At 64.7% G+C, this 8,194-nt stretch carries 10 protein-coding genes; 3 read left to right on the top strand and 7 right to left on the bottom strand.

Annotated features, from left to right (window positions below; translation table 11 throughout):
- From Q0602_RS23305 to Q0602_RS23280, 6 genes are all read right to left on the bottom strand, one after another.
- The coding region (locus Q0602_RS23305) for a ribonucleotide reductase N-terminal alpha domain-containing protein (RefSeq protein WP_298848444.1) at positions 1 to 858 on the bottom strand (858 nt) is incomplete at its 3' end.
- Between the two features lie 14 nt (positions 859 to 872).
- Positions 873 to 1,277: a class Ib ribonucleoside-diphosphate reductase assembly flavoprotein NrdI gene (gene nrdI / locus Q0602_RS23300; RefSeq protein WP_295036061.1), complete on the bottom strand. Its 405-nt coding sequence runs from the start codon at positions 1,275 to 1,277 to the stop codon at positions 873 to 875.
- Positions 1,278 to 1,371: 94 nt separating this feature from the next.
- Positions 1,372 to 1,596 carry a glutaredoxin-like protein NrdH gene (gene nrdH, locus Q0602_RS23295; protein ID WP_071230919.1) on the bottom strand — a complete coding sequence of 75 codons (225 nt, stop codon included), beginning with the start codon at positions 1,594 to 1,596 and terminating at the stop codon, positions 1,372 to 1,374.
- Positions 1,597 to 1,939: 343 nt separating this feature from the next.
- Positions 1,940 to 2,842: a phosphogluconate dehydrogenase (NAD(+)-dependent, decarboxylating) gene (gene gnd / locus Q0602_RS23290; protein ID WP_298848442.1), complete on the bottom strand. Its 903-nt coding sequence runs from the start codon at positions 2,840 to 2,842 to the stop codon at positions 1,940 to 1,942.
- Positions 2,843 to 2,914: 72 nt separating this feature from the next.
- Entirely contained in the window at positions 2,915 to 4,123 is a 1,209-nt protein-coding gene (gene ubiM, locus Q0602_RS23285) for a 5-demethoxyubiquinol-8 5-hydroxylase UbiM (protein WP_298848440.1), read from the bottom strand.
- A 152-nt stretch (positions 4,124 to 4,275) separates the two neighbouring features.
- Positions 4,276 to 4,464 (bottom strand): hypothetical protein, encoded by a 189-nt coding sequence (locus tag Q0602_RS23280; protein WP_295036064.1) that lies wholly within the window; start codon positions 4,462 to 4,464, stop codon positions 4,276 to 4,278.
- 266 nt (positions 4,465 to 4,730) lie between these two features.
- Here Q0602_RS23280 and Q0602_RS23275 point away from each other — a divergent pair, with 266 nt between their 5' ends.
- Entirely contained in the window at positions 4,731 to 5,195 is a 465-nt protein-coding gene (locus tag Q0602_RS23275; protein WP_295036065.1) for a DUF2501 domain-containing protein, read from the top strand.
- Between the two features lie 109 nt (positions 5,196 to 5,304).
- Here the strand turns inward: Q0602_RS23275 and Q0602_RS23270 are convergent, their stop codons facing one another.
- Positions 5,305 to 6,204, bottom strand: coding sequence for a LysR substrate-binding domain-containing protein (locus tag Q0602_RS23270; protein WP_295036066.1), 900 nt, complete (start codon positions 6,202 to 6,204; stop codon positions 5,305 to 5,307).
- A gap of 124 nt (positions 6,205 to 6,328) precedes the next feature.
- On the opposite strand from Q0602_RS23270, the gene Q0602_RS23265 reads away from it, so the two are divergent.
- Positions 6,329 to 7,306: a TDT family transporter gene (locus tag Q0602_RS23265; protein WP_298848437.1), complete on the top strand. Its 978-nt coding sequence runs from the start codon at positions 6,329 to 6,331 to the stop codon at positions 7,304 to 7,306.
- 44 nt (positions 7,307 to 7,350) lie between these two features.
- Positions 7,351 to 8,194: serine hydrolase (locus tag Q0602_RS23260; RefSeq protein WP_298848435.1), on the top strand; the 844-nt coding region annotated here is incomplete at its 3' end.

Below are 8,194 nucleotides of genomic sequence, written 5' to 3'. Positions count from 1 at the left end.
CAGCGTCTTGATGCGGATCTTCTCGTCGGCGTTCTCGCGCTTGGTGTCGAGGAAACGCAGGATGTCCGGGTGGTGGGCGTTGAGATAGACCGCGCCCGCGCCCTGGCGCGCGCCCAGCTGATTGGCGTAGGAGAAGGCGTCTTCGAGCATCTTCATGATCGGAATGATGCCGGAGGACTGGTTCTCGATGCGCTTGATCGGCGCCCCCGCCTCGCGGATGTTGGAGAGCGAGAACGCCACCCCACCGCCGCGCTTGGAGAGCTGCAGCGCCGAGTTGATGGAGCGCCCGATGGACTCCATGTTGTCCTCGATGCGCAGCAGGAAGCAGGAGACCAGCTCGCCGCGCTGGCGCTTGCCACAGTTGAGGAAGGTCGGCGTCGCCGGCTGGAAGCGGCCGTGGATGATCTCCTCGACCAGCTGTTTGGCCAGCGTCTCGTCGCCGCGCGCCAGGCTCAGCGCGACCATGCAGACGCGGTCCTCGAAACGCTCGAGGTAACGCTTGCCGTCGAAGGTCTTGAGCGTGTAGCTGGTGTAGTACTTGAACGCGCCCAGGAAGCTCTGGAAGCGGAACTTCGCCGCGTAGGCCTGATCGAACAGCGCCGTGACGAAGCTGAAGTCGTACTGATCGAGGACCTGCTGCTCGTAGTAGCCCTCTTCCACCAGATAGTCGAGCTTCTCCTTCAGCGAGTGGAAGAACACGGTGTTCTGGTTCACGTGCTGCAGGAAATACTGACGCGCCGCTTCCCGGTCCTTGTCGAGCTGCAGACGGCCATTGGCGTCATACAGGTTCAACATGGCGTTGAGCGCGTGATAATCGAGCGCCTTGGCATTGTGTTCGGCGCTGACGGCAGGCCGCACGGTCGTATCCGTATCTAGGCTGAGCGTTTCCAAAATTCGGTCACCCCTGCAAGGACTCGATGGACATCTTCGGTCGTGCCCATCAGTTCGAAACGATAGAGAAGCGGTACCCGACACTTTTTCGCGACAACCCGTCCCGCCAGGCCAAAGGCCTCGCCGAAATTGGTATTGCCGCCGGCGATGACGCCGCGAATCAGGGACCGATTATGTTCGTCATTCAGAAAGCGAATGACTGGCGCGGGCACCGCGGAGCGCGGATCGCCGTCACCATAGGTCGGTACAACAAGAATGTAGGGTGTTTCGACCTGCAGGGGGGGAGCACTCCGGTCGAGCGGAATCCGGCTGGCCGGCAACCCCAGTTTCTCGACGAAGCGCCGCGTATTGCCTGATTTGGTCGAGAAATAGACCAGCCCAGCCATGACGGTCTCCTGCGCCCCTGCGCGGTATCGGCAGCGCGGGCGAGGCCTGCGCTAGCCGGAAAAAGTCGAGTCTGAAAAATTCGAAGCGATCGGATCAGGCAACCAGCGTGCTGATCTTGTCCGGACGGAACCCGGCCCAGTGATCTTCACCCGCGACCACGACCGGCACCTGGCGATAGCCCAGGTTCTGAACGCGCTGCATCGCATCGGCGTCTTGGGTCAGATCAACCACGGTATAGTCGATTCCTTGCTTGTCCAGAGCGCGGTATGTGGCATTGCACTGGACGCAGGCCGGCTTGCTATAGATCGTGATGCTCATGATAACCATCCTTGACAGGGAAAGACGCCATCGACAGCCGATGGTGCAGGCTATGGCGGTTGGGAAATCACGGTTCTGCACCGTTCCCGCCGCCTCTGGAAAAACACTATATATGGTAGCCGACGGTTTTTCCAAGCATAGATGTGGTCTTTTTCTGTCAATATCCTGTGGACAATTCTGCACGGCCTGGGAGCCCGCATGGTAGCCGGCCTCCCGCGCTGTCAAGGTCTGAAATCGAGCTCGTTTTCCACCAAGAACGCCGAGTGGCTTGTGCCACCCGGCGCATCGAAACACCATATCTGGTAGTGCCAGGCGCCGAGGCCGCTAGCGCAAGCCGCGCGGGCTACCCCTTCTTGATCTCATGTCCGCCGAACTCGTTGCGCATGGCGGAAAGCAGCTTGTCACCGTAGGAGTCCGGCTCGCGGGAACGCAGACGCTCGAGCAGGGAGAGGGTAATCACCGGCGCGCTGACCTCGAGTTCGATCGCCTCGTTCACGGTCCAGCGCCCCTCGCCGGAGTCCGAGACATAGGGCGCGATACCCTCGAGCGACGGATTCTTCTCCAGCGCGTCGGCGGTCAGGTCGAGCAGCCAGGAGCGCACCACGCTGCCGTGGCGCCAGATCTCGGCGATCTGGTGCAGATCGAGGTCGAAATCCTTGCGCTCCATGATGGCGAAGCCCTCGGCATAGGCCTGCATCATGCCGTACTCGATGCCATTGTGGACCATCTTGGTGAAGTGGCCTGCGCCGTTGGGACCGACATGCCCCCAGCCTTTGTCGGCGGCAGGCGCCAGGCTCTCGAACAGCGGCCGGAGCGAATCGACGATAGCCGTCTCGCCACCGACCATCATGCTGTAGCCCTCCTGCAACCCCCAGACGCCGCCGCTGGTACCGACATCGACCGCATGCACCTGGCGCTTTTGCAGGGTCTCGGCCCGGCGCACGGTGTCCTTGTACATCGAGTTGCCGCCATCGATCACGATATCGTCCTGCGACAGCAGCGGTTCCAGCTCGTCGATGAGCTTGTCGACCAGGGGCCCGGCCGGGACCATCAGCCAGACGATTCTGGGTGTCGGCAACGCCTCCACCGCTGCCGCCAGGGTCGCGGACGATTCGATGCCCTTCTCCGCCGCCCTGGCCATCGCCTCTTCGCTGGGGTCGTGCCCTACCACCCGGTGTCCGCCCCGTACCAGGCGCTCCGCCATGTTGGCGCCCATGCGCCCGAGTCCCACCATTGCCAGATCCATAAGAACTCCTCTTGAGAGCAAAAGACCTTGAGAGAGTAAAGAGACCGCCTGTCGGGGCAGGATCGTGTTCGGCTAGCCCCCCGAACGCATCAGATGGCTCGCGATCAGCCGTCTTGCCGGCCAGGCCGCCTCGCCCGCCCGCAACACGGCCTTGCGCAGCCATCTGGCCGGCGTTCGATCATCGGTATAGAGCCCGACGATCGCCAACGTCGCGGCGAACAGCGGCGCCGTCGCCAGGCGCTGTTCCCGCTGGTACCGACTCAGCAGCTCGGGGGACGCGATATCCTGCCCCCGGGCGTGCGCCTCGCCGATCCTCTCGGCCAGCCTCGCCAATCCCTGCAGCCCGAGATTGAAGCCGTGCGCGGTCACCGGGTGCATCCCCACGGCGGCGTCGCCGACCAACGCCTGACGACGACCGACGAAGCGCTCGGCATAGACGCTGACCAGCGGATAGCAGTGCGGTTCGGCAATTCGATGCATGGCGCCCAGCCGACCCTCGAAGCGCCGGGTAATGTCGGCGTCGAATGCCTCGTCGCTCAGCGCCAGCTGCTGCGTCATCGCCGCGGGGGGAAGCGTGAGCACCAGTGACGAACAGTGGGTATCCACCGGCAACAGCGCCAGCGTCTGGCCGTAACCGAACCACTCCCAGGCGGTCTGGTCGTGAGGCTCGTCGTGATGCATCCGGCAGACCAGCATCTGCTGGCCGTGCTGGTAGGTATGGGCGGGGATGCCCATGGCCTGCCGCGTGGCGGAAAAGCGGCTGTCCGCCGCCACCAGCAGCGAAGCCTGGATACGTTCGCCACTCCCGAGCCGGATATCGACTTCCGCGTCGTCGGCCTGGAATCGCGCGATCTCCTGCTGGTCGCGCCACAGGATATCCCCCGCTCCCGGCGCCTCCGCCTGCACGGCGGCATAGGCGGCCCGACGGATCGCCTGGTTGGGCACCAGGCAACCGAGCGGGTCGTCCCGGGTGGCGCCCGGCGCAATTTCCATGGCGAACAGCGACTGCCCGTCGAAGACCTTGGCGGCACGCATTCGGGCCCGCTCGTCGTGATCGATCCGCGACCAGATATCGAGCCTGCCGAGGATCTGCTGTGAGGCCCGGGTCAGCGCGATCTCCCGGCCGTCGTTGCCAGGGTCCGCCATCGCCGATCTCGGCTGGCGATCGATCAGCACCGAACTCACACCCTTGCGCGACAGCGCGTTGGCCAGACACAGGCCGATGGGCCCCGCGCCGACGATAGCGACGTCGACCTGCGTGGTCGGGGTTGAATCATCCATTCGTGCCGCTCCCTAGCCTCGATGGGGCGTAACGGTAACGGAAAAGCGGCCAGCGACGAAGCCTCGGTGACAGCCTGACTCCGCCATCGTGGGACAACGGCGTGGCGCTCGACGCGACAGGAGCGGCGCCGGAGCGGCACCGGACCGCGCTCTCAACGCCCTTCGTCATGGATATTGACGTGCCCGGTCTTGTCCCGGAACACCTTCTCCTCGAACTCGACTTCCAGGTGCTTGTCGCCCTTCTGCTTGAGCCGGTGATACTCCAGCCCACTGAAACTCAACTCCAGTTGATCGTCATACGCTTCAAGCAGTTTTCTGAATTCGCCGACCGTAATGATCATGCCATCTCCTTTCTCGAGGGAACGTCGGATCCCTTCCGACACTCCAAGCCTAGACCATGACGCCGGCTTGGAGTTTCGTCATCGCATCGAGGATGCGGACAGCCCCTACCGTTCGGCTCACCGCTCTTGGACAGTGGCTCATGGTTGCTCTAGCGTAGAGCGGCGCCAGCAAGGAGCAAGGCGTCTCATCGCCCTATCATCGACACTCGCGGATCGTTTCATCGAAACCTCGACAGGGTTTCCTTTCCAGCCAGGAGTATGAGTTCATGAATCTTCGTTTCCTTTCCGCCGCACTGTTGACCGCGTCCATCGCCGCCTCTCCCCTGGCGTCGGCCTTCAGTTTCGATAGCGCCAAGAAAAACGCCGGCGAGATGATGTCAGGGCAATCCTCCCAGGGCGGCGGGGCGGCCAGCAGCGCCTCGCTGCTCAGCTCGCTGGGCTCCGGGTCGATGAACCTGGGCAGCATGCAGAACGTGGCCGGGGTCCTGGGCTACTGCCAGCAGCAGGGCTATACCGAAAGCACGACCGACAAGGTCAAGAACAGCCTGCTCGAGAAGGTCGGCGGCCAGAGTCAGGCCAAGGAGGATCCCGGTTACCAACAAGGCCTGAGCGGCCTGTTGCAGGGCGGCAACGGCCAGACCTTCAGCCTGGCCAATCTCAAGGATCAGGCAGGCAAAAAGGCCTGCGGCATGATCACCGACAAGGCCATGTCCTCTTTCCTCGGCGGCTGACACACCCTCGCGCCAGTCTTCACACCACCGCCGGGCGCCCTGCGCATCACGATATCGGGGCGCCCGTTCTTCGATGGCCGCGGCGAAGGCCATCTTCGCTTTCCCGGATTCACGGCGGATCGACGGCCTCGTCACGTTGCCGACAGAACTCGACGAATCGCTCGATCAACGGACTGCGGTACTTGTCGCGGTGCAGCACCAGGCTGAACTCACGGGTCATGTCCAGGTCCAGGTCGATCTCGACCAGACGCCCATCCCTCAGGGCGTGCCGCGCCTCCAGCGCGGATAGGCAGGTCAGCCCGAGCCCGGCCGCGGCGGCGTTGATGATCGCCTCCGCCGAGTTGATCTCCAGGCTCAGTTCCCACTGCGGCAGGCGCGGGGCGATGAATCGCATGAACTGCTCCCGCGTGCCGGAGCCCGGTTCGCGCAGCAGCCACCCGTATTCTGCCAGCCTCTCGACCGCCACCGGCCCCGGGGCCGCAGCCAGCGGGTGATCGCAGGAGGCCGCCACCAGCATCCGGTCGCGGCGCCACGGCAGCACATGGAAACGCTCTCCCGCGACCCGGCCCTCGATCATTCCGACGTCCAGCTCGAACGCTTCCAGCGCCGTGCAGATCGATGCGCTGTTGGCGATGGTGACCCGCTGATCGCGATGCCCGCTCTCGACACGGAAGTCCCGCAACAGCGCCGGCAGCAGCTGGTGGCCGATGGTGTAACTGGCACCGATATGGAGATGCCCGCCCAGGGCATCGTTGTCGAACAGCTGCTCGATCGCGTCGCTGCGGGCCAGCAGTTCATCCGCCATCGGCAACAATCGCCGCCCCTGGTCGTTGAGATAGAGCCGGTTGCGGTGACGATCGAAGAGCGTGCGACCGCACTGTTTCTCCAGTTCCGCCAGCGCGATGCTGACCGCCGGCTTGGTCAGGAACAGCGTCGCCGCCGCCGCGGTCAAGGTGCGCTCGCGCGCCACCGCGACGAATACCCGAAGCTGACGGAACGTGATCGCCATGGCTCCCTCTCTTTCGTTGAATTTCGTTCGTTAAATTTCACAAAACGACAAGTAAATAAAGTTAAAATATAACGATATCGCAAAATGCCATAAGGTGTCTCCATCGATCATGAGGAGACCCTCCATGCCGACCCTGACCCAACGTCTACAGACTGCGCCAACGCCGATGGCCGGCCTGGCGCTGGGGATCTCCAGCCTGGGCTGGAGCTGGGAGAGCTTCGCGCCCCTCGGCGGTAGCGCGCAGCTGGCCGGCGCGATAACCGCCGCGGTGCTGCTGCTGATCCTGGGTGCCAAGTTCGTGCTCCACCCCCGCCTGCTGCTGGCGGACCTGGCGCACCCCGTCGTCGGCAGCGTCGTGCCGACCTTCGCCATGGCGTTGATGGTGGTGTCGAAAGCCGCCGGGGAGTGGCTGATGCCAGCCGTCGGGGTCACGCTCTGGCTCGTGGCGGTGGCGCTGCACCTGAGCTTTCTCGTCGCCTTTATCGTGCATCGTGCGCGCGCGTTCGAACTCCACCACATGGTGCCGGCCTGGTTCGTACCGCCGGTGGGGATCATCGTCGCCGATGTCGCGTTCCCCGGCGTCTCGGCACTGCATCCGCTGGCCATCGGCCTGCTCTACCTCGGCATGGGGCTCTACGCCATCCTGCTGCCGGTCATGATCTACCGGCTGATCTTCGCCGACGAGATCCCCGACCCCGCCAAACCGACCATCGCCATCATGGCGGCACCGGCCAGCCTGTCGCTGGCCGGCTATCTCACCGTCGTCGAGACGCCGTCGCCGCTGCTGATCGCCCTGCTGGGCGGCATCGCGGTGTTGATGACCCTGATCATCTATCTGGCCTTCTTCAAGCTGCTGCGCCTGCCCTACAGCCCGGGGTATGCCGCATTCACCTTTCCCATGGTGATCGGTGCCACGGCCCTGGCGAAGACCGCCGGCTGGATGCAGACCCACGGCTTCAGCGCTCACGATGTCGCGATCGTCCACGGTATGGCCACGCTGGAAGTGATCGTCGCCAGCGTCATCGTCGGCTACGTGGCCCTGCGCTATCTCGGCTTCTATCTGCATGGCTGGCGCGCCGGCGCCCTGACCCGCACGGTCTGAAAAGCGCCCTGGACCGAGCCGACAAACCCGCGTGGAAGATCGCGGTGGCATGCGCCACACTCGAGGACATGCCGACTTCCCTGCAAAGCCATCACTCCACGCCCGCCGCCAGCGTTTCCCGTTGGTGGCTCTGTCTGCTTGGCCTGCTGGCACTGCTGCCGCTCGAGCCGGCGGCCGCGGCACTGGCCGACGACCGGCGGGAGAGCATCGTCGAACGCGCCGGCACCCTGCCGCGCAGCCACACCCTGCTGGTCGCCATCGACGGCGAGACCGTCATCGACGAGGGCTTTCGTGGCCACGCGACCGACGAGACGGCCAACATCAAGTCGCTCTCCAAGACGCTGATCTCGGCCCTGGTGGGTGCCGCCATCGATCGCGGCGTGATCGAAAGCGTCGACCAGCCCATCGTCGAGCTGCTGGGCGCCCGGGTACCCGCCGACGTCGACCCGCGCGTCAACGACATCACCGTCGGCAACCTGCTGTCGATGCAGGCCGGACTGGAGCGCACCTCCGGCGGCAACTATGGCGCCTGGGTGGCGAGCTCGAACTGGGTCAGCGATGCCCTGGCGCGCCCCTTCGATGCCGAGATCGGCGGGCGCATGCGCTACTCCACCGGCAACAGCCACCTGCTCTCCGCCGCGCTGACCGAGGTCACCGGGCGCAGCACGCTGGCGCTCGCGCGAGACTGGCTGGGCGATCCGCTGGGCATCTCGATTCCGCCCTGGACACGTGACCCGCAGGGAATCTACTTCGGCGGCAACGAGATGGGCCTGACCCCGCAGGCGCTGCTGCGCTTCGGCGAGATGGTGCGGCAACGCGGCAGATACGGCGGCCAGACGGTCCTCTCCACCGACTGGATCGAACGCTCCTGGCAGCCGCGCACCCGCT

It is taken from the genome of uncultured Salinicola sp., assembly GCF_937921195.1.
GTDB lineage: Bacteria > Pseudomonadota > Gammaproteobacteria > Pseudomonadales > Halomonadaceae > Salinicola.
This window is presented reverse-complemented; position numbering and strand designations above follow the sequence as displayed.

Bases quoted from the DNA above. Each gene is read 5' to 3' on its own strand.
- ubiM (WP_298848440.1), bottom strand. From the start codon at position 4,123: ATGGATGATTCAACCCCGACCACGCAGGTCGACGTCGCTATCGTCGGC.
- Q0602_RS23270 (WP_295036066.1), bottom strand. From the start codon at position 6,204: ATGGCGATCACGTTCCGTCAGCTTCGGGTATTCGTCGCGGTGGCGCGC.
- nrdH (WP_071230919.1), bottom strand. From the start codon at position 1,596: ATGAGCATCACGATCTATAGCAAGCCGGCCTGCGTCCAGTGCAATGCC.
- Q0602_RS23275 (WP_295036065.1), top strand. From the start codon at position 4,731: ATGAATCTTCGTTTCCTTTCCGCCGCACTGTTGACCGCGTCCATCGCC.
- gnd (WP_298848442.1), bottom strand. From the start codon at position 2,842: ATGGATCTGGCAATGGTGGGACTCGGGCGCATGGGCGCCAACATGGCG.
- Q0602_RS23265 (WP_298848437.1), top strand. From the start codon at position 6,329: ATGCCGACCCTGACCCAACGTCTACAGACTGCGCCAACGCCGATGGCC.
- Q0602_RS23280 (WP_295036064.1), bottom strand. From the start codon at position 4,464: ATGATCATTACGGTCGGCGAATTCAGAAAACTGCTTGAAGCGTATGAC.
- nrdI (WP_295036061.1), bottom strand. From the start codon at position 1,277: ATGGCTGGGCTGGTCTATTTCTCGACCAAATCAGGCAATACGCGGCGC.